This is a genomic window from Nocardia sp. CA-084685 (assembly GCF_050955785.1).
Lineage (GTDB): Bacteria > Actinomycetota > Actinomycetes > Mycobacteriales > Mycobacteriaceae > Nocardia.
On sequence record NZ_CP192094.1, the window covers coordinates 5,011,478 to 5,034,673 of the forward strand.

23 protein-coding genes and 1 pseudogene are annotated in these 23,196 nt (G+C 64.7%); 11 read left to right on the forward strand and 13 right to left on the reverse strand.

Annotation, left to right across the window (positions count from 1 at the left end):
* Nucleotides 1-70: 70 nt before the first annotated feature.
* Together ACQP2U_RS22435 and ACQP2U_RS22440 are read left to right on the forward strand one after the other, a co-directional pair.
* Complete coding sequence (locus ACQP2U_RS22435; protein ID WP_433716554.1) at nt 71-427, forward strand: winged helix-turn-helix transcriptional regulator; 357 nt, start codon at nt 71-73, stop codon at nt 425-427.
* Nucleotides 424-597 carry a hypothetical protein gene (locus tag ACQP2U_RS22440; RefSeq protein WP_433709281.1) on the forward strand — a complete coding sequence of 58 codons (174 nt, stop codon included), beginning with the start codon at nt 424-426 and terminating at the stop codon, nt 595-597. The genes ACQP2U_RS22435 and ACQP2U_RS22440 overlap by 4 nt, the downstream gene beginning before the upstream one ends.
* 157 nt (nt 598-754) lie before the next feature.
* On the opposite strand, the gene ACQP2U_RS22445 is transcribed toward ACQP2U_RS22440, so the two are convergent.
* From ACQP2U_RS22445 to ACQP2U_RS22480, 8 genes are all read right to left on the reverse strand, one after another.
* Entirely contained in the window at nt 755-1,393 is a 639-nt protein-coding gene (locus ACQP2U_RS22445) for a LysR substrate-binding domain-containing protein (protein WP_433709282.1), read from the reverse strand.
* A 117-nt stretch (nt 1,394-1,510) separates the two neighbouring features.
* Entirely contained in the window at nt 1,511-1,708 is a 198-nt protein-coding gene (locus ACQP2U_RS22450) for a LysR family transcriptional regulator (RefSeq protein WP_433709283.1), read from the reverse strand.
* 95 nt (nt 1,709-1,803) lie between these two features.
* On the reverse strand, nt 1,804-2,511 hold the full coding sequence (locus ACQP2U_RS22455; RefSeq protein ID WP_433709284.1) for an alpha/beta fold hydrolase: 708 nt from the start codon (nt 2,509-2,511) through the stop codon (nt 1,804-1,806).
* Between the two features lie 52 nt (nt 2,512-2,563).
* Nucleotides 2,564-3,346, reverse strand: coding sequence for an SDR family NAD(P)-dependent oxidoreductase (locus tag ACQP2U_RS22460; RefSeq protein WP_433709285.1), 783 nt, complete (start codon nt 3,344-3,346; stop codon nt 2,564-2,566).
* 11 nt (nt 3,347-3,357) lie between these two features.
* The gene (locus tag ACQP2U_RS22465) at nt 3,358-4,563 is read right to left on the reverse strand and encodes a VOC family protein (protein WP_433709286.1); all 1,206 of its coding nucleotides are present in this window, start codon (nt 4,561-4,563) and stop codon (nt 3,358-3,360) included.
* Nucleotides 4,564-4,571: 8 nt separating this feature from the next.
* Nucleotides 4,572-5,582: a fumarylacetoacetate hydrolase family protein gene (locus ACQP2U_RS22470; protein WP_433709287.1), complete on the reverse strand. Its 1,011-nt coding sequence runs from the start codon at nt 5,580-5,582 to the stop codon at nt 4,572-4,574.
* An 8-nt stretch (nt 5,583-5,590) separates the two neighbouring features.
* Nucleotides 5,591-5,959 (reverse strand): nuclear transport factor 2 family protein, encoded by a 369-nt coding sequence (locus tag ACQP2U_RS22475; protein ID WP_433709288.1) that lies wholly within the window; start codon nt 5,957-5,959, stop codon nt 5,591-5,593.
* 29 nt (nt 5,960-5,988) lie between these two features.
* Nucleotides 5,989-7,467 carry an aldehyde dehydrogenase gene (locus tag ACQP2U_RS22480; RefSeq protein ID WP_433709289.1) on the reverse strand — a complete coding sequence of 493 codons (1,479 nt, stop codon included), beginning with the start codon at nt 7,465-7,467 and terminating at the stop codon, nt 5,989-5,991.
* 368 nt (nt 7,468-7,835) lie between these two features.
* On the opposite strand from ACQP2U_RS22480, the pseudogene ACQP2U_RS22485 reads away from it, so the two are divergent.
* The 9 genes and pseudogenes from ACQP2U_RS22485 to ACQP2U_RS22525 form a co-directional block, all read left to right on the forward strand.
* Nucleotides 7,836-8,027: pseudogene (locus ACQP2U_RS22485) on the forward strand (antibiotic biosynthesis monooxygenase family protein); the annotation flags it as partial.
* 117 nt (nt 8,028-8,144) lie between these two features.
* A complete protein-coding gene (locus ACQP2U_RS22490) occupies nt 8,145-9,083 on the forward strand; it encodes an SDR family oxidoreductase (protein ID WP_433716555.1) in 939 nt (312 codons plus the stop codon).
* Nucleotides 9,084-9,136: 53 nt separating this feature from the next.
* On the forward strand, nt 9,137-9,463 hold the full coding sequence (locus ACQP2U_RS22495; protein ID WP_433709290.1) for a 2Fe-2S iron-sulfur cluster-binding protein: 327 nt from the start codon (nt 9,137-9,139) through the stop codon (nt 9,461-9,463).
* Nucleotides 9,441-10,739, forward strand: coding sequence for an NAD(P)/FAD-dependent oxidoreductase (locus tag ACQP2U_RS22500; RefSeq protein ID WP_433709291.1), 1,299 nt, complete (start codon nt 9,441-9,443; stop codon nt 10,737-10,739). The genes ACQP2U_RS22495 and ACQP2U_RS22500 overlap by 23 nt, the downstream gene beginning before the upstream one ends.
* Nucleotides 10,736-11,938, forward strand: a complete 1,203-nt coding sequence (locus tag ACQP2U_RS22505) for a cytochrome P450 (protein WP_433709292.1) — start codon at nt 10,736-10,738, stop codon at nt 11,936-11,938. Before ACQP2U_RS22500 ends, ACQP2U_RS22505 begins: the two co-directional genes overlap by 4 nt.
* 76 nt (nt 11,939-12,014) lie before the next feature.
* Nucleotides 12,015-14,333 carry an ATP-binding protein gene (locus tag ACQP2U_RS22510; protein WP_433709293.1) on the forward strand — a complete coding sequence of 773 codons (2,319 nt, stop codon included), beginning with the start codon at nt 12,015-12,017 and terminating at the stop codon, nt 14,331-14,333.
* 223 nt (nt 14,334-14,556) lie between these two features.
* Nucleotides 14,557-15,510 (forward strand): LysR family transcriptional regulator, encoded by a 954-nt coding sequence (locus ACQP2U_RS22515; protein WP_433709294.1) that lies wholly within the window; start codon nt 14,557-14,559, stop codon nt 15,508-15,510.
* A gap of 156 nt (nt 15,511-15,666) precedes the next feature.
* A complete protein-coding gene (locus ACQP2U_RS22520; protein WP_433709295.1) occupies nt 15,667-16,887 on the forward strand; it encodes a cytochrome P450 in 1,221 nt (406 codons plus the stop codon).
* 5 nt (nt 16,888-16,892) lie between these two features.
* Nucleotides 16,893-17,876 carry a PDR/VanB family oxidoreductase gene (locus tag ACQP2U_RS22525; RefSeq protein WP_433716556.1) on the forward strand — a complete coding sequence of 328 codons (984 nt, stop codon included), beginning with the start codon at nt 16,893-16,895 and terminating at the stop codon, nt 17,874-17,876.
* Between the two features lie 76 nt (nt 17,877-17,952).
* On the opposite strand, the gene ACQP2U_RS22530 is transcribed toward ACQP2U_RS22525, so the two are convergent.
* Genes ACQP2U_RS22530 through ACQP2U_RS22550 form a run of 5 tightly spaced genes read right to left on the reverse strand, consistent with a single transcriptional unit; the run spans nt 17,953 to nt 23,148 of the window.
* Nucleotides 17,953-19,008, reverse strand: coding sequence for a maleylacetate reductase (locus ACQP2U_RS22530; RefSeq protein ID WP_433709296.1), 1,056 nt, complete (start codon nt 19,006-19,008; stop codon nt 17,953-17,955).
* A complete protein-coding gene (locus ACQP2U_RS22535) occupies nt 19,005-19,871 on the reverse strand; it encodes a dioxygenase (RefSeq protein WP_433709297.1) in 867 nt (288 codons plus the stop codon). The genes ACQP2U_RS22530 and ACQP2U_RS22535 overlap by 4 nt, the downstream gene beginning before the upstream one ends.
* A 27-nt stretch (nt 19,872-19,898) precedes the next feature.
* Nucleotides 19,899-20,708 (reverse strand): HpcH/HpaI aldolase/citrate lyase family protein, encoded by an 810-nt coding sequence (locus tag ACQP2U_RS22540; RefSeq protein ID WP_433709298.1) that lies wholly within the window; start codon nt 20,706-20,708, stop codon nt 19,899-19,901.
* 35 nt (nt 20,709-20,743) lie between these two features.
* Nucleotides 20,744-21,907 (reverse strand): CaiB/BaiF CoA transferase family protein, encoded by a 1,164-nt coding sequence (locus ACQP2U_RS22545; protein ID WP_433709299.1) that lies wholly within the window; start codon nt 21,905-21,907, stop codon nt 20,744-20,746.
* Between the two features lie 35 nt (nt 21,908-21,942).
* On the reverse strand, nt 21,943-23,148 hold the full coding sequence (locus ACQP2U_RS22550; protein WP_433709300.1) for an FAD-dependent monooxygenase: 1,206 nt from the start codon (nt 23,146-23,148) through the stop codon (nt 21,943-21,945).
* Between the last annotated feature and the right edge of the window lie 48 nt (nt 23,149-23,196).

Consider the following 23,196-nt stretch of genomic DNA (forward strand, 5'->3'; position numbering starts at 1 on the left):
GGTGCTGCGGCTGGTCTGCATCGGTGTGGTGTCTTTGATTCCGAGCCGTCACGCGATGATTGCCGTGCGAATGGCTGGATACGGATCGCTGTCCTGGCACATCGCGAGCCCACCACTGAGCCGAAGCCGAAACGCACTACGCCAGTGCGATCTTCGCCGCCACTATCGGCAACGAGCCGATACCTCACCAGCGTGCAGATCATGCGTTGATGCCCTCGACGGGTTCACGCGGTTCGATGAGTTCGAGGCCAATCTGGGGATCGCACCGAATATGCTGACCCTACGGCTGCGGGCGTTGAGTGATGACGGACTGCTCGAACGCGTTCAGTATTCGACCAAACCGGCCCGCTACGAGTACATCGTCACAGAAAAGCGGCGTGACCTGCGTCCGGTCATTGTGGCGTTGTACCTGTGGACAACACGATGAGAGGTCCCTGGCAGATCACCCAACGCAGCCCGACACCGATCACTTACAACTGCGGAAAGCAACCTCCAGCGCTCATTGGCCTCGACGGCAAACCCATCGAGTTCGTCACCATCTCCGGCAACATCGCGAATGCTCCGGCCTACGTCAACGGCTACGACTGCATCCCGTAAGCGATCACACGCCGACCGGTTCGGTCATAGGCGGGTAACGGAACCACGGTTCGGTGACCGATTCCGATTGCCCAGCTCTGCCGCCGCGCCGATCACGGTTTATTTCGGTACCTGCCAGCCCTTGCCGGCACAAGCTTTGGCTGGCAGTAGCGTCCACTCATGGCGCATACCGCGCTGACCGAACCGGTCGGAGCGGGGCAGGCGACCTGCAGGTGGCTGTATCGATTCGAGGCCGACCGAACGCACCGCGCCATGACGATGACGGTGCAGCGGCCCTTGCTCGGAGACCGACTCGGCTACTCTGCGGATTATAGGTCGAGTTTTTTCGCGCGGGAACTCGACCCCCGACACCACGTGGAAAGGCGCCTCCGGGAACCGCTTCCGGCATCGGCACCACCGCGAGTCCGAGCCCCTCGGCGACCAGCGCGGTCACCGTATCCAATTCCGCAGCCTCGTACGTGACGCGAACCTGGATGCCCGCCGCCGAGCACAGCTCGTCGAATACCCGACGCGCATCGAACCCTGAAGGCGGAGCGATGAATTCGGCATCGGCGACATCGCGCAGCCGGATCCGCCGCCGACCCGCTGACCGATGGTTCACGGGCGTCGCCAGCGCGTACCGGTGCCGCGACAAGCGCCGCCAGCAGAGCCCGGTGACCGGCGGACCCTGCGAGACGATCGCCAGTTCCGCGGTACCGTCGAGCACTCGCGCCGCGACCGCCTTGGACTCGCCCTGGTACAGGGTGACGCGGACATGGCCGGCACGTCGCCTGAATTGTGAAATCAGTTGCGGCACAGGCTAACTACCGAAAGAGGACCCATAGGCTAGGTGCACCACCCCACACGCGGAGTCGCGCAGCCCCGCCAGTGCCCGTTCGGCGGCGTCGAGTTCGGCCCTGGCGCGGCGGCCATGCTAGTAGAAGACACGACCGCGGTCATTGAGACTGATGCGCTTGCCGTGACGGTCGAACAATCGCTGACCGAGGCGCCATTCCAACCGGGCGAGCATCCGCGAGAGCGTGGGCTGGGCCATCTGCAATCGTTCGGCGGCCTCGCCCACCCGCTCCAATTCAGCCAGGGTCGTGAACCATCGCAGATCGTCACCCAGCATGTCCGCAGGGGCTGATGGATCCCACGCACCGCCGGTCTGGGAACGCGGCGATCATTCGCCCGGACCGCTCGAGCTCGACATCAACCAATCCGGTGCTACCGCGCGGCGGATGCATCGACCAGCAGTAGTTGTGTGCGGAGAATCTCCGCGATCCGCGCCGGCTCTTCGAGGGCCGAGAAATGCCCGCAGCCTTCGATGGTGGCCAACTCCGCGTCGGGAATCCCCTCCGCGAGTTCGGCGCTGTGCTCGAGCGGCGTCACGCCATCGGCCGTACCGCACACCACCACCGTGGGAGTGTCGATCCACGCCAGCACGTGCCGACGGTCGTGCCGGTCGAGAGCTGCGCGTTGTTGGTCGCGGAACGCGGCCACGCCGAGATCACGAGCCATGGCGGCGGCGAGTGCGACCACGTCGTCTCGCCCCGGCGGCGCGACAGCACTCGCCAATCGTTCGACCGCGATGTCGTAACGTCCGGACTCCGCCAGCTCGATCATCCCAACCCCGCTGGTCAGCCGTTCGGGCGAGGCCGCGCGTGCCGAGGTGTTCAATAGCGCCAGCCCCACGAGCCGACCGGTGCGCCGGAGCGCGATGTCGAGTGCGACATAACCGCCCATGGACAGTCCCGCCAGATAGAACCGATCCGGTGCCTGCGCGAGCACATTGTCGGCGATGGACTCGACGGAGTCTCCGACATGCGCCACCACGGTGGATTCGACCACATCCCCGAGACGCTCGACGACTGGTTCCCACAACCGGGAATCCGCGCCGAGTGCGGGGAGCAGGACCAACGGGTAAGGGAGCATTGTCAATTCCATTCTCGCGACGTCGCTCGCCGCACGGCGGCGACTGGTGAAATCAGGAAGCGGCGCCGTCGACGCTCAGCACGGCGCCCGAGGTGAATCCGGCCTCATCGGAAACCAAATACGCTACGGCAGAGGCGATTTCGTCTGTCGTGCCGGTGCGTCCGAGGGGGATCGCCGCAGCGGTGGCCGCTCGGGCCGCTGCGGGTAGCGCGTCGAACGTCGTCCGCACTCGACCCTCGTCCGGCAGGATCAGCCCCGGGGAGATCGCATTCACCGTGATGCCGCTGCCGCCCAGATCCTTGGCGAGTTGTTTGGTGAAGCCATTGACGGCGGCCTTCGAGGCGGCGTACGGCAGGAGCGCACCCACCGTCCCCGACGGACCGGCCAGGCCATTCGCCACGGCCGAGGAGAAGTTGACAATACGGCCGAAGCCCTTGCGCCGCATGATCGGAACGGCGTATTTAGCGCACAGGAATGTGCTCGTCAGATTATTACCGAGGACGGTGTTCCATACCTCCGGCGACACGTCCTCGATCTCGCGCACCGCGACAGTCCCGCTCCCTCCCGCAGTATTCACCAGCACATCGATCCTGCCGAACTCGGCGTCGATCTCCTGAAACACTCGCTCGACGTCCTCCGGCCGGGACAGATCGACGGCGGCGGCGAAAACTCGGGCGTCACGGAACCGGGTCTCGATACTCTTCTTCGCGTGCCGCAGGGCATCCTCCTGCATGTCCAGGAGCGCGACCGCGAACCGGTCCCGGGCGAGGTGCGATGCGATGGCGGCGCCCAAACCCTGGGCTCCCCCGGTGACGACCGCGCTTCTTTCGTTCACAATACTGTCGGTCATCCCAGTGGCCCCCAGAAGGTTTCGCCCGTATACGTATCGGGCAACGCGGGCAGGGTCTCGGGCCAGACACCGGGCTCAACCCAGCGGCGCTGATCCGCCGGCCGAGGCTTGCCGTCCCAGCCGATCTGTTCCATGTAGTAGTACAGCTGCATCACATGTCCCTCGGGGTCGACGGCGTGAATGACGTAATCGATACCGGGGTGGATCTCGGGCGGGAGTTCCAGCAGCGTGACGCCGCGCTCGAGCAGGTGGGTCCGCGCCGCACGCAACTGCTCGTAGGAGCCAACCTGTACACCGAACGAGAGCAAGGTGGTGTTTTCGCTGAGCCCCAGGGCTGCACGGAGTTCCAATGGGAACAGGCCGATGCTGTGGTGTTCGGTGTTGGCTCGCAGAAAGACCACGCGGTGGCCGAGGACGGTGACCTCCTCGCTCGGCACGAGACCGAGTGTTTCGATGTAGTAGCGCTCGGACGCCGCGACATCCTCAACGAAGATGCTGACAGGTCCGATCCGAACGGCCTTGAACGGCCGCGACAGCAGCACCCCGCCCACATCATGAGTTTTCGGCAATTCGTCGACCCACCGGTGACCGGAGTTCAAGTCGATGCCCTTGGCCGCGGCCACCGCCATCTCGGTGCTCTCGGAACTGGTCGGCAGCGGTGGGTGCCCAATCCCCCAGGGCCACATCGCTTCCGGTTTGCTCAACCCGTCCCAGCCCACCTGCTCGATGCCGTACTCGAGTTCGTTGACGTGCCCGGTGGGCTCGGGAAAGTAGGTGTGCCAATTGGATCCGGGATCGCGGCCGTACCGGCTGATCTTGGTTCCGGTCGACTCGAGCCACACCCGGGCTTCGACCACCTCCCGCAGACTGCCGACCTGCCAGGTGATTTGGTTGATGGTGATATCGGAACGCGGCGCGGAGGCGGTCTGGTCGATCCACGGACGCGGCATCAACACGAAGGTGTGATGGTCGCTGTTGTGGCGGAGGAAATAGATGTGTGTGTCCGGAACACCGTCCATCCACTCCCCTGGCTCGACGATCTTCAGATCGATCTTGTCGGAGACGGAGAATCCGAGCACATCTCGATAGAAGGCGAGCGCGCGGCCGGTGTCATCCACGCTGATGCCGAAATGATTGAGTCGGCGGATCTTGAACGGGCGATCGTAGAGAACCCCGCCGACCGGGAATTGACCTGTGGCCATGACTTCCTTCATTCGGTGGGCGCGACGATCTTGTTGCGGATGGATCCGATGAGGCTGGAGGAGATCTCCACGACGTCACCCGGCTTCACAAAAAGTGTGTCCGGGAGCGTTCCATCGGGCAGTTGCTTACTGGAATCGACGGCCGTGCCCTTCGGAGTACCGCTACTGATCAGATCGCCGGGCCACAAAGTCGTGTCGGCGGACAGGTATTCGCCCAATGCGGCGAAGCTGTGCACCATGGAGCCGGTGTTGCCGTACTGTCTGACCCCGCCGTTGACACGGCATTCGAGCGGGATGTTCTGCGGGTCGATGTCCTCGTCCACGACGATCCAGGGCCCGACGGTCGCCGAGGTGTCGAAGTTCTTCGAATACAGGAAGTCCGGGCCGAAGGAGACGTTGTCGCGCACGGACCAGTCGTTGTGCAAGGTGTAACCCCAGATGTATGAACGGAATTCACCGCCGGGGATGTCACGGCCACGTTTGCCGATCACGGCCGCTACTTCGGCCTCGTAGTCCAGCCGCTGGGTTCGCCTCGGATAGCGTAGGGGCTGCCCGTCGGCGGACACCGCCCGCGAGTCCTTCAGGAAGAACTTCGGACCGCCCGACGTGAGCCGCTGGAGCGTCTCGGCCTGATCCTCGGAGCTGGAATTCTGTGCGGCGCTGTCCATGTGGTCGGCGAAGTTGGCCAGCGCGGCGAAGATCCGCGACCGGCCCTCCACTGGCGCGTGCAGGATGACTTCGTCCGTCTCGTAGCGAAGTCGCTCTCCCGCCACCCCGCGATCGTCGTACGCCTTGGAGAACAGATGCTCCAGAGCGTTTCTCGCGCCGTCGAGAGCCCGGTCGCCTTCCTCGATGAAGTCGTTCAGCGAAGCCGGGACCTCCGCCGCGGCACGGGCCTGTGGCCGCGCGGTATCGGACGTCTCGGCCAAATACTTTGCATACGCACCGTTGATATCGACGATGGATCCTTCATGGACGACACCGACCCTGCGAGCAGGTCCAAAGACTGCAATCTTCATTATTCTCCTCACGAATTCTCTTCAGCAGCGTCGAAGAACTTCGGGTTTACCGGATTGAGGCTGTAGATCGCGAGGCGATGAATTTTTCCCTCGCGAACCGTGAAGAAGTCCCCGAGCTTCATAAGCTTCCCGTCGGCGTTCAAATCGATCTCGACGGCGACCCGTTCGCCGTCGACCACCAGGGGTCCGGGGCTGGGCTTCATGGCGCCGGGCCGGAGACCGCCCTCGTACATCCTCGTAATCGCTTCCGCGCCCCGAAGCGTGCCCGCCGCATTGTGCAATTCCGCGTCCGGCGCGAAAAGCGCTCCCACGGCACTCGGGTCACCGGCCGCGACGGCGTCGAAATAGGCACGCACCACGGCAACGGGATCACTCATATTCATATCCTTTCCGGCATTCACACTGATCAGGCCGACAGGTATTTCTTCGATGCGTATACAGCCTTGTATTCGAGGTACGCGTCGATTCCCTCCGGCCCGAGCTCACGGCCGACGCCCGAGGACTTCATGCCGCCGAACGGCGCGCCCAGGTCGAGCTCGTAATAGTTGAGGCCGATCGTGCCGGTGCGCACCCGCCCGGCGATTTCGAGCGCACGATCCTCGTCCGCGCTCCACACCGAACCCGCGAGCCCATAGTCGCTGTCGTTGGCGATCCGTACCGCCTCCTCATCGGTGTCGAACGGCAGCAGGGCGATCACCGGACCGAAAACCTCTTCACGAGCGAGTAAATCGTTGTTGTCCACATCGGCGAATACGGTCGGCTCGACGAACCAGCCCCGATCGAGACCGGTCGGACGGCCACCGCCCGTGACCAGCCGGGCATCCGATTTCTTCGCGATGTCGATGTAGCCCATAACCCGGTCCAACTGTGCGCTGGTCGCCATCGGCCCCAAAGTCACAGCCGGATCGAGCGGATTTCCGATATTCATGGCGGACGCGTAACCGGCCACCGCGTCGATGACCTCGTCGTACCTCGAACGTGCCACGAGAATCCGCGACTGCGTCGTGCACGTCTGGCTGTTGTTGAGGAACGAAGCGCCACCGAGACCCGCGAGCAAGGTGTCGATGTCCCCATCGTCGAGGAAGATCGCCGCGGACTTCCCGCCCAGTTCCAGGGTGTGGCGCCGGAGCAACCGCCCGCACTCGGCACCGATGATTCTTCCGGCCGCGGTGGAGCCCGTGAACGCGATCTTGTCGACCAGGGGATGGGAGACGAGCGCCGCTCCCGAATCACGGTCACCGGCAACGATATTCAGCACCCCCGCCGGCAGCCCGGCCTCGAGCCCCGCTTCCGCCAGTACATACGCATCCAACGCCGTCTCCGGCGATGGCTTCAACACCACCGTGCACCCCGCGGCAAGCGCGGGCGCCACCTTGAACATCGCCAACGCCTGCGGAAAATTCCACGGCGTAATCGCCCCCACCACACCAACCGGCTCCCGCCGCAGGATCGTCGACCCCTTCGGACTCGGCCGCACCTCCTCCAGTGGAAGCGTCTCGACCACCTCCGCATAGATCCGCAGCAGCACGGCCGGCAGGCCACCGTTCACCTGCTGCGAGAACTGAATGGGCATACCGTTCTCACGCGTCACCAAGGTGGAGGTGTGATCGGCGCGACGCTCCAGCGCAGCGGCGAACCGCCGCATCGCCGCCGCACGCTCGGCCGCCGACGCGCGACCCCAGGGCCCGTGATCGAGAGCGGTGCGAGCAGACCGGACCGCGGCGTCGATATCGTCCTCACCACCCAGCGCGGCGATACCGAGCCCCTCCCCGGTCGCCGCCTCGACCACGCGGTAGGTGCGGCTGCTCCGAGGCTCGGCCCACTCCCCGTCGATGAAGAACCGCGTGCGGTCGAGGTCGGTGTGTCGCTCGGCAATGAGGGACATGTGGTCCTCCTGGATTTGTCATCAGAGGCGATGGGGTGAATTTGCGTGGCGCGGCGAATTCCGTCGTAGCAAGCATGCGTATCGCATCAATGACACGTAAAGGCCAGGAATTTCAGTCAGACCATGCATCGCATGCATGATCTGCCAATTTCATGACGACAGCCGAGGCCGAGTGCGTAAGCGCGGCGGGATAAAGGAATTCACGCACCGAGCACGCTTCTTATGCGGTCAGCGCATCGTCGACCTGAACTTCTTGACCTTTACACGCCCCATGGCGAATCCGCATTCTGACTTCCGCCCACTGCGTGATCTCGATCACGGCATCGTGGGTCGGCAACACCCAAACGAGCGGACCTGGATGTGACCTCATGATCTACGAGCACACCGAACTCCGTGTCCGGTCCGGCGACGGGCCACGGCTCACAACGGTTTTCGCCAGAGTCCGGCACCTGCTGCTGCAGTCGCCGGGATGCGTTTTCGCCGAACTGATCCGCAATGTCGATCACCTCGATACCTACGTGCTTCATGTCGGCTGGGAGCGACTCGAGGACCCACCGAGACATTCCCGCCACACCTCAATCGGACGTGATCGCGAAAGCGATTGCAGCCCACTACATCGCACCGCCTCGGATCGTTCACTACGTGAGCCCGGACCAAAAATCGACAGGAGAAACTCAATGAGTCGGATTGTTATCAGCGGAGCCTCGGGCGACCTGGGGCGGCGGGTCACCGCTCTGCTCTCGAACGCGAACCCACGCCACGAGTTGACGCTCGTGACCCGCACCCCGGACAAGCTCGCACAGCGCGAGACGGAAGGGATCCACGTCCGACGCGGCGACTACCAGGAACCTGATTTACTGGACGCCGCTTACCGCGGCGGAGACGTCCTGTTCTTGATCAGTGGGCTCAACCTCGGACGGCGAGTTCCCGAACATCTCAATGCCATCAACGCAGCACAGCGGGCGGGCATCCGCCACATTGTGTACACCTCGGTGGGCGGCGTGCACCCCACCAATCCGGCGCTGTCGGCGAAGGACCACTGTCAAACCGAGATCGACCTCCGCGACTCCGGCATTGCGCACACCATTCTGCGCAGTTCCCTCTACTCCGAAATCGTCAGCCAAATACTGGTCGCGCCCGCCGCGCAAGCCGGAGTGATGGCCCAGGCCACCGGAGATGGATACCTGGCGCCGGTGGCGAAAAGCGATGTGGCCGACTGCGCTGCCGCATGCCTAGTGGAACCCGGCCGGCATGCGGGAGCCGTGTATGAAATCACCGGCCCGGAGCTGTTCAATTTCGAGAATATCGCGCGACTCGGCTCGGAGGTCTTCGGTGTTCCCATCAAGTACGAGCGAGTGACGTCCGACGAGCGTCTGGCGTTCTTCGACTCCGTCGGCATTCCCCGCACCTATGACCCGAGCATGCCGCCCAGCCCCGACGGGCATATGTGGGCCAGCGATGAACTGGTTTCCGCCGAAGTCGCGGTGGCCGAGGGATACCAGGCGTTGCTGTCGCACCACGTGAAGCTGATCACCGGCCGTGAGCCCGAATCGCTGCGCACCGTGATGGAGCGCGTGAAGACCCGGCGCTACGACGAGATCGGCGCGGCCTCGTAGCGAGCACTCGCATTCACGCAAACCGAGCTTGTCGGCCGACCAGGAGAGTTCCATTGCACAAGATCATCTTTCACCACGTCGGAGGCGATACCGACATCGTCGAGACCCAAGCCGGCGTCAGCGTGATGCACGCGGCCGTACACAACGGCGTCACCGGCATAGTCGGTGAGTGTGGCGGGCAGGCGATGTGCGCGACCTGCCATGTCCTCGTGCGCGAGCCCTACGTGGACAGACTGCCGCCCATCGGCGAGGACGAGGAGGAGATGCTCCGGTGCACCGCCAGCCCGCGTGACGGTCAGCGCAGCCGTCTGGGGTGCCAACTGCTGATCGGCACCGATCTCGAGGAGGTGGAGGTCGATGTCCCGGGATCCCAGGTCTGATCCTGCCGTTCAGCGTGTGGTCGTCATCGGCGCCGGACACGCCGGAGTCGAGGTCGCCGACGCGCTGCGAGCGCGTGGCCACGCCGGGCCTTTGACGGTTGTAGGCGACGAGCCTGGGCACCCCTACCATCGCCCACCGCTGTCGAAGGAATTCCTCTCCGCCTCGGAGGAACCAACGGCGATGCCGTTGCGGACGCCGAAATACTTCACCGACCGCCGGATCGATCTGCGCACCGGTGTCACCGCGACCGAACTGGACCGCCTATCGCGGACCGTGCGGCTCTCTGAGGGCGGTGAATTACCTTACGACACAGTCATTCTCGCCACAGGGGCAGCCAATCGCACGATCACCGTCCCCGGAGCGGACCTAGCAGGTATTCGCGCGCTGCGTACGCTCGCCGAAGCCGAGATACTGCACTCCGCACTGAGCCGGAGCCGGTCGATCCTGATCGTCGGCGCCGGATTCATCGGCCTAGAGGTCGCGGCGGCAGCCCGCGAACACGGGCTCGCGGTCACCGTCCTCGAATCCGGAGACCGCCCGATGCGACGAGCGTTGTCCCCGGCAATGGCGAACCACCTCACTGCCGCACACCGCGAGGCCGGCGTCGATATCCGGCTCGGCGAGGCGGTCGCGCGATTCATCGGCACCGACGATCACGTGATCGGCGCGGTCGGTACCACCGGTGAGCGGTACCGCGCCGATATCGTCCTGGTCGGCATCGGAGTCGTGCCCTGGGACGAACTCGCGGCCGACGCCGGCCTTCCCGTGTCTGACGGGATCGTGGTCGACGAGAACCTGCGCACCCCCGATTCCGCGATTTACGCCATCGGGGACTGCGCCAACCATCCGAATGTCTACGCCGGTGTCCGAATGCGGGTGGAGTCAATCCAGAACGCCACAGATCAAGCCCGCCACGTGGCCTCGGCGATACTCGGCGACACCGATGGCTACACCGAGCTGCCCTGGTTCTGGAGCCACCAGGGTGGGCTGAAGTTGCAGATCGCCGGGGTGCGCCGGCCCGAGGACGCACACATCGTCATCGGCGATCCCAGCACCGACCGGTTCTCGGTCTGCTGCTATCGGCAAGGCCGTCTCGCCGCGGTCGAATCACTCAATCGCCCCGCCGACCACGTCGCGGCGCGCCGCTTGCTCACGGCCGGCCGCTCACCGGCTATCCGCCAGCTGAGCGATCCAGCGTTCAGTCTCGAGGCCTTCGCGCAGGCCTCCGTGGCACCTCATCGAGAATCCGCCCTTTCCTCGAGGAGCTCTTCATGACAACGAAGTCGACTTCCGCGGTCCCCACCGCCGACTGGGTCGATCCCGCCGCGATGCTGACCGACCCCTACCCCACCTACCGGCGTCTGCTCGACGAATCGCCCGTGGCTTGGGTCCCCGCGCTGAACCAGTACCTGGTGACCTCCCACGAGGCGTGCCGCGCCGTCGAAGCGAACCAAGAGACCTTCAGCGCGAATGTCACCACCGGAGCCACCGCGCAGATGGCCAGGGCAGTGGGCTCGCAGCCGATGGTGAACAAGGACGATCCCGACCATGCGCGCGAACGGCAACCCGTCAATCCGACCTTGCGGCCGGGAATCATGCGTGCGCACTGGGCCCCCATCTTCGAACGCAATGCCCGGACTCATCTCGCCCTCATGCGCGAGCAGGGTCCCGACCGTGCCGACCTCAATCGCGACTATGCCGCGCCGGTCGCCGCGCAGAACCTGATCGACCTGCTCGGCTTCCAGGACGTCGAGGTCGAGGTGATGCGCCGCTGGTCGAACACCTTCGTCGAGGGAATCGGCAATATCTTCGACGATCCGGAAACCTGGCGGCGCTGCGACGATGCCCGCGCGGAGGTCGACGCCAGGCTCGAGGAGCTCGTCCCCTACTACCGGGCGCACCCAGACCGCAGCATCATCTCCGCGTTCGCCAATGCGGGTATGCCGATGACGCAGATCGCCGCCAATGTCGACCTCGTCATCTCCGGCGGTATGAATGAACCGCAGCACGCGATCACGAGCACGGTGTGGGCGCTGGACCGCCATCCCGAGCAGCGCGACCACGTGCTGGCCGATCCGGCCTTGTGGCCCGCCGTGTTCGACGAGACGGTCCGGTGGTTGTCACCGATCGGCTACTACCCACGGGAGACGACACGCGAGACCGTGCTCGAGGACGTACGGTTGCCTGCGCGCACGATGGTTGGCATTCTCGTCGCCGCAGCCAATCGCGACACCACGGTTTTCGAGAGTGCCGACGAATTCGACATCACCCGCCCGCGGCATCCGCACCTGGCCTTCGGCGGAGGTGTGCACCTGTGCGCCGGTCACTGGGCCGCGCGCATCGGCATCGGGGAGATCGCGGTACCGATACTGTACGCGGAACTCCCTGGGCTGCACGTGGATTCGCGTCGTGACGAGGCATGGTTCGGCTGGGTGTTCCGCGGGCTCACCGCGCTGCCGGTGGCCTGGAACTGACATGCCGCGGCCCGCTGGTTCGCCCGACCGGAGAAATCCATGACGACCGGTTTGGCGCTGGAGCACAATGGCCGGGATGAGCAAGCAAGTATCTCGGGCTCGCGCACTGGCGCCACCACCAGCCGAATTGTTCGGGCGCCAGCGCGAGCTGGCGAGCGCACGTGAATTGTTTTCCGCTACCCGCCTCGTGACACTCACCGGACCCGGTGGCGTGGGCAAGACCACGTTGTCCGCGGCGTTGTCCGCCACACTCGACCGGGCATTCCGGGACGGCACCTGGTTCGTCGAGCTAGGCGCGCAACGCAGTTCGGACACCGTCGCCGAGGCCGTGGTGACCCAGCTCGGGCTGAGCGCCCTGGCCACCGTGGATGCCGAAGAACAGCTCTGCCGGCACGTAGCCGAACGCTCGATGCTGTTGATACTGGACAATTGCGAGCATGTCCTGCCCGGATGCCGGCGACTGCTGTCCGCGCTCCTCGCCGCGTCCGCCGAGCTACGGGTTTTGACAACCAGCAGAGAGCCATTGGGAATCAGGGGCGAACGTGTGATCGTCGTCCGCCCGCTGGCGATCCCGCCCAGCCATCACGACGTCACCGTGGACGAGCTTCGACAGTATCCAGCCGCGGCCATGTTGGAAGCCCGCGCCAAGGCAGTTAACGACCAATTCGAGATCACCGAGCACACCACGGCGGCGGTCGCGAAACTGTGCGCCAACCTTGACGGAATGCCGCTCGCCATCGAACTCGCCGCTGTGCGGCTGCGGTCGCTGTCGGTACAGGAGCTGCTGGCCCACATCGACGACCGGTTCGCGCTGCTGACCTCCGGCGACTCCACCGCCGCCGCACACCACCGGTCCCTGGAAGCGCTGGTGCGGTGGAGCTATGACCTCTGCTCCCCGACGGAGCAGTTGCTCTGGGAGAGAATGGCCGTCTTCAGCGGCAGCGCCGATCTTCCCGCGATCGAGGCGGTGTGTGAACTCCCCCCACTGGAAGGAACCAAACTGCTCGACGCGCTCGACGGCTTGGTGTCCAAGTCGATCGTCCTGACCGAGACGGCACAGCGCGGTATGCGGTACCGGTTCCTGGAAACGCTGCGCGAATTCGCTCGGGGCCAAGCCCGCGAAAGCGAGGATTACGCACGCGCCCGCCGCGCCCACACGGAGTATTACCGAACCTGGGTGACCCGAGCCGCCGAGAATTTCTTCGGGCCTGGCCAACCCGAAATCGTCCAGCGGTGGGAGTCCGATCTCACCAACCTCGAGCTGGCTTTCCATGATCTCCTCCACATGGCCCCGGATTCGCATGACGCCCTCGAGTTCGCCGCGAATCTCCGCTTCTCGTGGATGAGCGGCCATCTCCGCGAAGGTCGACGCTGGCTGGAGCAAGCCCTCACCAATGACACGACCGCCTGTGTCGAGCGTGGCAACGCGCTGTGGGCAGCGGGGTGGTTCGAGGCACTGCACGGCGAAACGCGCACTGCCCGAGACTTTCTCGACGAAGCCGACGGGATAGCCCAGAGGTTCGGCGATTCGCGCATGGCCGCGCGCGCCGCCACGTGGACGGGCCTGACCGCCATGGTCGCCGGGGATTTCGAGGGCTGCCGCTCATCTCTCGAAGCGGCCTACTCCGGGCACCGCGAGCACGCGGATGCCGAGGGTCTGCTGATGACCCTGTTCCTACTCGGATTGATCAGGAGCTTGTCCGGAGATCATCAGGGAGCCGCGGCAGCCGGCCGCGAAGCTGTCGAGCGAAGCGAGCGGCTGGGCGATACGTGGGGCCGCTCCTATTCGCTGTGGATGCTGGGATTCGACGCGTGGACGCGCCAAGACCTCGCTGTCGCCGAGGAGTACGCCGAACAGAGTCTCACACTGCGATGGGACTACCACGACGATTTCGGCAGTGCGGTCGTCCTCAATCTGATGGCCGGAATCGCGCTGGACACCGGCGATCCCAAGAAGGCGGCAAAGCTGTTGGGTGTCGTCGCGGAACTGCTGTCCATTGTCGATACCGAGGTCCCGGGCCTGCTGGGCTCGCGCTATCGAGAGATCAAATCCGCCACCCAGGAACGTCTCGGGCAGGACCTGTTCACCCGCCATCACGAGATCGGGCGCCGACTCGACCGCGGGCAACGGATGCGCCTGGCGTTGGGATCGGCCGCCACCGTCGCAGCGGATCAGGCGGAAGGGGTGGCCTTGGCCGGGCTGCTGACGCCCCGAGAAAGGGAGGTGGCGTCGTTGCTGGCGGAGGGTCTCAGCAACCGCGCCATCGCCGGCAAGCTGGTGCTCTCCCCGCGCACGGTGGAGGCTCACGTCGAGCACATTCTGACCAAGCTCAGCGTCGGCTCCCGCACCGAAGCCGGTGTGTGGGCGGCCACCGCCTTCGGCAAGAAGCCGTGACGCACATCCCCGATACGGTGTCCCACGTCACAGGCTACGTAGATCCCCAATTGCGTAGCGCTTAGGTGTTCGCCCGCATGTCACAGACATGCTCCTGGGGGAAGGTGGAGTTCCCATCCCGAGGCTCAGGTCGAGAGATGGTCCCACGATGATCGGGTCTCCAGCGCTGGACCACCGGTAGGTATCCGCCAGTGACGGCGTCCCTTCCCGAGGTAGGTTGACCATGCAATTGCGCGAACTCCAGTGGTTCACAACGCTGGCGGACACCGAGCACATCACGGAGGCCTCGGTCCGGCTGAACATCAGCCAGCCGACCCTGTCCCGAGCGTTGGCCCGACTCGAACGCAAGCTAGGCGTACAGCTTTTCGACCGACACCAGAACCGGCTCCGACTGAACAAATACGGCGAACTCTTCCAAGCCCACGCGTTACGGGCACTCAACGAGATCGACCGTGGGGAACAGCGGATCGCCGCGTTGGTCGATCCGGATGGCGGGTCGGTGTCGCTCGGGTTCGCGCATTCCTTTGGTGGCTGGCTCATCCCCGACCTGCTCAATCGGTACCGCGGGGTGGCGTCCAGCACGTCATTCGAATTGCACGGCGATGCTTGTGATTCCGTGGTCGACAGCGTGCGGCAAGGACGAATCGACATCGGCTTCGTGGCTCCCGAGCCGGCTGCGGACGACCTCGAGTGGATACCGCTCGGACGTGAGGCACTGTGTCTGGGGGTTCCCGCGGGCCATGTGTTCGAAGGCCTCGATCACGTCGCGATGGCCGATGTGGCGGACGAGCCGATGATCGCACTGAAGGCCGGGTACGGCCTGCGGCAGGTCATGGACCGGCTGTGCCGGGAGGCAGGGTTCACTCCACGGATCGAAATCGAGGTCACCGAACTCTCCACCCTGCACGCCTTGGTGGCAGCCGGCATGGGCGTCGCGATCGTGCCCGCCACCCACTTGGGACACGTGGCCGCGATCGGTACCGTCGCACTCAGCGACCCGACCGCCTTCCGGCGTTATGGAGCGGTCGTCCGCCGGAATGGTCCGAGCGGCCAGGCCGCACGGCGCTTCCTGAAATTTGTCGCTGGTGTCTCGCCGTTTCCCGCGCGACCCGAACGCTCGCCGTCCGCGGGCGCTCTGACATGTGGGCCGCTGACCACTTGGCCGGTGTCGGCGTAGTGCCGCCGGAAACCGTCGGTCACACAGGCGGGTGCGAACCGATGCACGGCGCGCATCATCTACCCGAAATTCCTGTTCTTTACAGAAAAGCGGATGCCTCGCATTCTTGATTGAACGGCCGACCTGTGACTTGATTCACGCGTTACGGAGGAATCAATGATTGATTCGCAAGATATTCCGGAAGCTCAGCTCGACGAGGAGATCGGCGGACTGAGTTCACACACCACGACTCCGAAACGCGCACTGGAGCTCTTCGATGCAGCTCGCAGTCGGTGCCCGGTCGCACATAGCGACGAGCACGGCGGATTTCATATTCTGCTGGAATATGATGTCGTCAAACGGGGTACCAGTGACCACAAGCTCTTCTCGTCCGAACCCCAGGTGCTTCGGCCGATATTGCCGCGCAACTCGTTCGCTGCACTCGAAATGGATGAACCGCGACACAAGGAATGGCGCGTCCTTTTCGACCAGGCGGTGACACCCCATATCGTCAGTGTGCTGGAGCCTTTGGTCCGGGCAGACATCAACAAGCGCATCGATGGCTTCATCGAGCGCGGCACGGCGGATCTGGTCGAGGAGTTGGCCGAGACGATTCCCGCCGACGCTATCTGCCGGCTCGTCGGCATCGAGGACGAGCTCGTCCCGGAAGTGCGAAACCGGGCCGCGGCAATGCTGGGCGCGCAGGGCGACCCCGCCGAATTCAACCGTCGCCGAGCCGAATTCGCCGAGATCACCCTTGCCCAGGTACACGACAGGAAGACCACACCGCGTGACGACTACCTCACGTATCTCTCCAACATCGAGGTCGAGGGCAGGTCACTGGAGGACGACGACTACGTGGCGCTGTTCACCGGGTTTCTTGGAGCCGGACACCACACCACCACCTCGGCGATGAGCAGTCTGATCCATGATGTGTTCAGCGACAACGATATTCGCGCGCGAATCGCGGCGGATCCCAAGCGACTGATTCCGATCGCCGTCGAGGAGTCGCTCCGCCTGCGGCCCCCGTTCTTCGGCTTCTTCCGCCGGGCGACCGCGGATACGCAGCTCGCCGGCGTCGACATTCGCGAGGGCAGTGACGTCTATTTGGGCTGGGCCTCCGCCAACCGAGATCCCGCGGTATTCGCCAATCCCTGTGAGTTCCGTCTGGATCGAGGTCGCAACCGTCACCTGACCTTCGGCTCCGGCGTACACACGTGCCCAGGCGCATCGCTGGCGCGCATGGAACTCCGCGTTCTGCTGGAAGAGGTCCTTCGGCGGCTGCCCGACCTGTCGCTGGAGATCGCCGAAGCTGATTACGAGTTCAGCGGCGGTGACTATGTGCACATGGGTCGGCTCCCCGTCCGATTCACGCCCGGTACGGTGGAGGGAAATTGACTACGATGAATGTGGGATTGCCCAGCTGGATGACGGCGCCGGAAGCGGTGCCGACAGCTGGGGAATCGTTCTCATTTCGGCTGGTGGAGAAACGCGCCCTGGCAGAGGGTGTAGTCGAATTGGTTTTCGAGCCCGAAAACGGCCACACACCGGAGTGGGAACCCGGTGCACACGTCGATATTCACCTCCCGAACGGCCTCGTGCGCCAGTATTCCCTGTGCGGCGACCCGGATGATCGGGAATCACTCCGTATCGCCGTATTACGAGAACAGGATGGTCGAGGCGGGTCGCGCTGCATCCACGATTCCGTCGAATCCGGCGAAATCATTCAGATATCGGCTCCGCGCAATAATTTTCGACTGGTCGACGCCCAGTGTTATTTGTTCATCGCCGGGGGCATCGGCATCACTCCCCTGATTCCGATGCTGAACAAGGTTCGCACATCAGGGGCCGACTGGAGATTCGTCTACTGTGGCCGCTCGCGGTCGGCGATGGCCTACATCGACGGTCTTCCCGACGATCCGCGAGTCTCGATCATGTCGGACGACCGCGGCCCACAACTGGATCTCGACAATCTCCTCGCTGAACCCCGCACCGACACCGCGATTTACTGTTGCGGCCCGGAGGGGCTGCTCGTCGCCATCGAAGAAGCCAGTCGGCACTGGCCCCCCGGCGCCTTGCATACCGAACGGTTCAAGGCCCGAATCGTGGACGAGCCCGCACGCGAATTCGACGTGCTGCTGCAGCGATCGGATATGGAACTGCACGTACCAGCGGAGGAAAGTCTGCTCGATGTCATCGAGCGAGCGGGCATCCCGGTCCCGTCATCCTGCAGAAACGGCACCTGTGGCACATGCGAAACACCGGTGCTGACCGGCGAACCGGAACATCGCGACGCCGTGTTGTCCCCTGAGGAGCAGGCAGTCGGGGACTGCATGATGATCTGCGTTTCCCGTGCCCGCACCGAACGTCTCGTACTCGACCTGTAAGGGACCCACACATGACCGTCAGCCCTGGCCACCCGTGGCCAGGGCTGACGGTCGCGAATTCGGCCGGGCCGGAAACTCAGTGCAGGCCCTTCCAGGCTGTGTGGAGGAGTTCGATCAATTCCTCCCGTGTGAACGGTCGCGGGTTCGTGTAGGGGTGATTGACGACCTCGTCAGCGACACGAGTCAGGTCATTCTCGCTAACCCCCAGATCGAGGAGAGTTTGCGGCGCACCGAGATCGGCGCTCAATACCCGCAGACCGGTGATCGCACCGTCGGCGCGTAGGGCGCGGGCGAGGGCGTCAGCGGCCCGTGGAGCTGCCGGGAGGTTGAAGGCGGTGACGTACGGGAGCATGACCGCATGTGTTTCCGAGTGCGGAAGATCCAGCAACCCGCCGAGAACATGGCACAGTTTGTGGTGCAGGCCCATGGTGGTCGCCCCGAGACAGGCACCGCACAACCAGGCGCCCTGCAATGCCTTCGCCCGTGCCTGCGCGTCGTTCGGGGCAGCCGATAGCGCCGGGAGTGCATCGGCGAGGTCGCGGATTCCCTGTTCGGCCATGGCCGCGATCACCGGTGACCCGTCTGGCGCGTAGAGCGCCTCCACGGCGTGCGCCATCGCGTTGATTCCGCTTGTACACGACACCGGAACGGGCAGCGTGATCGTCAGATCGGGGTCGTAGACGACGCTGTTCGGCAGGACCCTGCGATCGCGGCCGGTTGTCTTCTTGTCGCCCTTCGTGATTCCCCAAACGGGGGTCATCTCCGAGCCCGCGTATGTGGTCGGCACCGCCACGATGCCGAGATCGCTGCCGAGCGCGAGCGCCTTGGCTAAACCGATCGTTGATCCGCCCCCGACCGCGACGCACCCGTCGATCTCGTGTTCGGACGCCACCGACTCGGCTGCCTCGACAGTCTCGACCGGGACGTGCATCCGTGCCGAATCGAACACTCCCACAGCGGATTTACCGAGCAGCCCGACCGCTCTGTCGGCGAGGTCGCGCTGCTGCGGGGTCGACAGGACGAGCACGCGCCGCAACCCCAATCGGTCCGTTTCGGCCGCGAGCTGCTCGATGCTCCCGGACCCGAATACCACCCGCATGGGCAGCGCGTCATAGGTGAAGGTGCCTGTCATTGCGGTCCGCCCTCTCGGCCAAGTCGAATATCGAAGTGCGCATGGCGGAAAGGTCCGGTCATGCCGTAGTGCTCGAACCCCGCGGTATCGTCGATTTCGGTGAAATCGACAATGAGGCTCTTCTTCACCGCGAACACCGCATCACTGTCGATATACGCGCTGTCCGCGACGAACAGGTGTGTCGTCACCGGCCGGTACCCCGCCGCTTCGGCGATTACGTGAATGTGCGCTGGACGGAATGGATGGCGTCCGGACGCACCGAGCAGATCACCCACCGGGCCGTCCGTGGGAATCGGATAGTGACTGGGCACTACCGTTCGGAACCAGAAGCGCCCCTGCTCATCGGTCGTGAACAGACCGCGCCCGTTGCCCGGCGGCTGCTTCTCGGGCTCTTGCACGTCGTAGAAGCCGTCCACGCTGCATTGCCAGATGTCGATGGTGGCGCCCGCCAATGGCCAGCCGGCGTCGTCCACTACCGCCCCGGTAACCAAGCAGGGCGTCGAACCGCCCATCAAGTCGATCGAGTCGCCGAGCTCGCGACGTGGGGACTCGGTCATGTGAAAAGGACCGAGAACGGTGCCCTCGGTGCCGTGCTCGTCACCATTGATCGTCTCGACCAACATCGATACGCCGAACACATCGGAGAGGAGAACGAATTCCTGCCTGGTGTCATCGCAGGTGTGACCGACAGCCGTGAGAAAGTCGATGGCCTGCTGCCACTCGGTCTGCGTCGGCCGCAACTCACGAACCAGGGCATGGAGGTGACGCGTCGTCACCTGCAATATCTCTTTCAGTCTCGGGTCGGACGTACCCTCGAAGCTTGCAACGACGGCATCCAACGCGGTCGTCTCATTGAAGTCCACAGCGGTTTTCCTTTCGCGGTCGCCTCTTCAACGCACATCTCGCAAGATCGCCCGCGCCCGCGCGACGACAGGCGCGTCGACCATCTGCCCCTCGATTCGGACCGCCTTGCCTCCGGCCTCGGACTCGACCACCCGCCGAGCCCAGCGGACTGCCGCCGCGTCGGGCCGAAACGCCGCGTGGGTGCCCACCACCTGACGTGGATGCACCAGCAGCTTTCCCGTCATGCCGAGCTCCTTCGCACACCTGAGATCCTCGTCCAGGGCCGTGGCATCGTCCAGAGCGGTGGTCACACCGTCGATCGGTCCCGGAAGCCGCGCGGCCCGCGATGCGAGCACGAGCGCGGACCGGGCATGGAGCATGGCCGTCCGGCCGGTGTCGCAGCCCAGGTCGAGCGCATAGTCCAAGTGCCCGAACGCAATTCGCGAAATCCCAGGGGCGGTGGCTAGAGACGGTGCACGGACAATCCCCAGCGCCGACTCGACCAACGCGATCACGGGTACCCCGACCCGCTCGGCGACGGCCGACAGTTCATCGGGGCTTTCGGCTTTGGGGACCATCACGGCGATCAGCCCGGGCAGGCCCTTCAGTGCCGCCACGTCGTCCCAAAAGTGTTGACCCGCTGGGGAGGCCACTCGCACACATGCCGGTCCACCGCGGGACAGCCAGTCGACTACCTCCCTTCGGGCGCTGCCCTTGTCCTCGTCCGCGACAGCGTCCTCCAGATCGAGCACGACGACGTCGGTCCCGGACCGGATCGCCTTGTCGAAACGCTCCGGACGATCACCGGGTACGAAGAGAAACGATCTGGCGACCCGAATGGTTTCCTCCCGATTCATGGGTCCTCCGCCTTTCTCGGTTCGGTGGCCGGTGCTCAGTTCGGTAATTCGGCTGCCGCTGAGGCGATTCCGAACTCGGCGAGTACGGCTTCAGTGTGCTCACCGACCCCTGGCACGGGGCCCATCACCGGCTTCGTACCGACAAATGTCGCCGGTGGAACGAGTGCCCGCAGCGAACCGACGGGTGACTCGTAGTCGAACCACCGCCCCCTCGCCTCGAGTTGCGGGTGCTCCGCCAGGTCGTGCATGTCCCGCAGGATCGCGTTCGCGATGCCTGCCGCCTCGAGCCGCTTCGCGACCGTTTCGGCGCTCCATGCCGAGAATGCGCGCTCGATCTCCGCTTGCAACTCTCGACTGTGGCTCACCCGCAACGAGTTTCGAAGGAACCGGGGATCCGCCGCTATGGCGGGGTCGTCCAGGATCTCCGCGCAGAACGTCGCCCATTCGCGTTCGTTCTGCAGTCCGAGGAACACCTGATTTCCGTCTCCGCACCGGAACGGGCCGTACGGCGCGATCGACGCGTGCCGCGCACCCGTCCGCTGCGGCGCCGTGCCGCCATACATCGCGTAGTTCAGCGGATAGCCCATCCACTCCGAGAGCGCCTCGAGCATCGAGATCTCGATGGTGGCGCCCTCACCCGTGCGATCACGCTGGATCAGCGCCGTGAGAACGCCGGAGTAGGCGAACATTCCGGAGGCGATGTCGGCGATGGATATCCCGACCTTCGCCGGCTCGTCCGGGGTACCGGTGATGGAGACCAGGCCCGCCTCGCACTGCACGAGCAGGTCGTATGCCTTCTTCGTCGAGTACGGTCCACCGGGACCGTAGCCGGAGATGGAGACATGAATGAGTTCCGGCTTGACTCTTCGCAATTCGTCGCTGCCCAGCCCGAGTCGTTCCGCCGCGCCGGGAGCGAGGTTCTGGACGAACACGTCCGCGTTGCGGACCAGGGTCTGGATGCTGTCGTTGCCGTGCTTGGACTTCAGATCGAGGCAGACCGATTCCTTGGAGCGGTTGAGCCAGACGAAATGGCTGGCCATTCCGCGCACCGTCTCGTCGTATCCGCGGGCGAAGTCGCCGACGTCGGGACGCTCGACCTTGATCACCCGCGCGCCGAGATCCGCCAGTTGGCGGGTGGCGAACGGGGCAGCCACGGCTTGCTCGAGCGATACGACGGTGAGTCCGTCGAGGGGGTTCATAGGAATTCCTTCGTTCGATACGAAACCAGCCACACTCAGTGCGCGATCAGGGAGGGTGTTTCCAGGGTTTTCGTGAAGTAGAGGCGTTGCGCGGCGAACTCTCGGTCGCGGGACATCTTCCGGAACACGTCCAGGTCACGATCGAGTTGGGCTGGATCGGTGGAATGGAACAGCAGCCGCTTGTTGGCGCTGGCTCGTGGACTCGCGGCATCGACGAACGCGTGGCGGCGTTCGTCGGAGTAGACGTTGAGGATGCCGTCGTCGGCGCGGCCGGAGACGACCGCGCCCAGGGCTTCGTTCAACAGGTACGCGTCGAACAGGCCCATGGTCAGCCCGAGCCCACCGGTGGGATTCGTCGCATGTGCCGCGTCACCGGCGAGCAGTACCCTGCCCGCACGGTAGGCCACCGCGCTGCGCTGATGCATCCGGTACGGCGAGATCGCCTCGAGTTCGGCTGCGCCAGCGATCTTTTCGCCGAACACCGTGGTGAGGAACTCGGGCAGGCGCTCGGCCGCCGACTCGGCGGGCAGAGCGTCGTCCTCCATGTAGGTGTAGCGCCAGAGGCCGTGCGCACCGGACTCGTCGATCTTGGCGATGATCGCGCCGAAGACGTCGTCGACATAGAACGTCGACTGCGCCCAGCCCGAAAGATCCTCGGCGAAGCGCACATTGGTGGCGACGAACCGCTCGGGCCAGGTCATCCCCTCGAAGCCGAGATCCAGCTCGCTCCGAATTCTGGAGCCCGCGCCGTCGGCGCCGATGAGCCAGGACGCACGGAGTTCCTCTTCGCCGCGCTCGGACCGAACGGTGACCCGGACTTCGGCGTCATCCTGGGTGATCGCGGTGACCTCGTGGTTCCAGCGCACGCGTGCGTTGTCGAAGGTCTCCAGGCGCCGCAGAATCACGCGCGCCAGGGCACCCTGCCCCAGGTGCAGGTTGTAGGGACGTTCCACCTTTCCCTCGAGCGCCTGCAATCCGTACTCGATGATTTCGCCGGTCTTGTGCACTCGATAGGCGTAGTCCTGCTTCAGAAATCCGGCCCCTACGGCGTCGTCGAGGAGATCCAAGCGGGCCAGGCCATCCAGCGCTGCCCAGTGATAGACGATCGCCCGCGGCGCGTCCGAGAGAGTCGACGCTCGCTCGAGCACAGTGACGACGACACCTTGCTGCGCCAAACCCAGCGCATTCAAGAGTCCCACGGGACCTGCGCCCACGACTATCACTTGCTGTTCTTCTCGCATTAATCCTCCACGGTGAAGATCCCGAATGCCCGTCCGTTACCGGCCGGA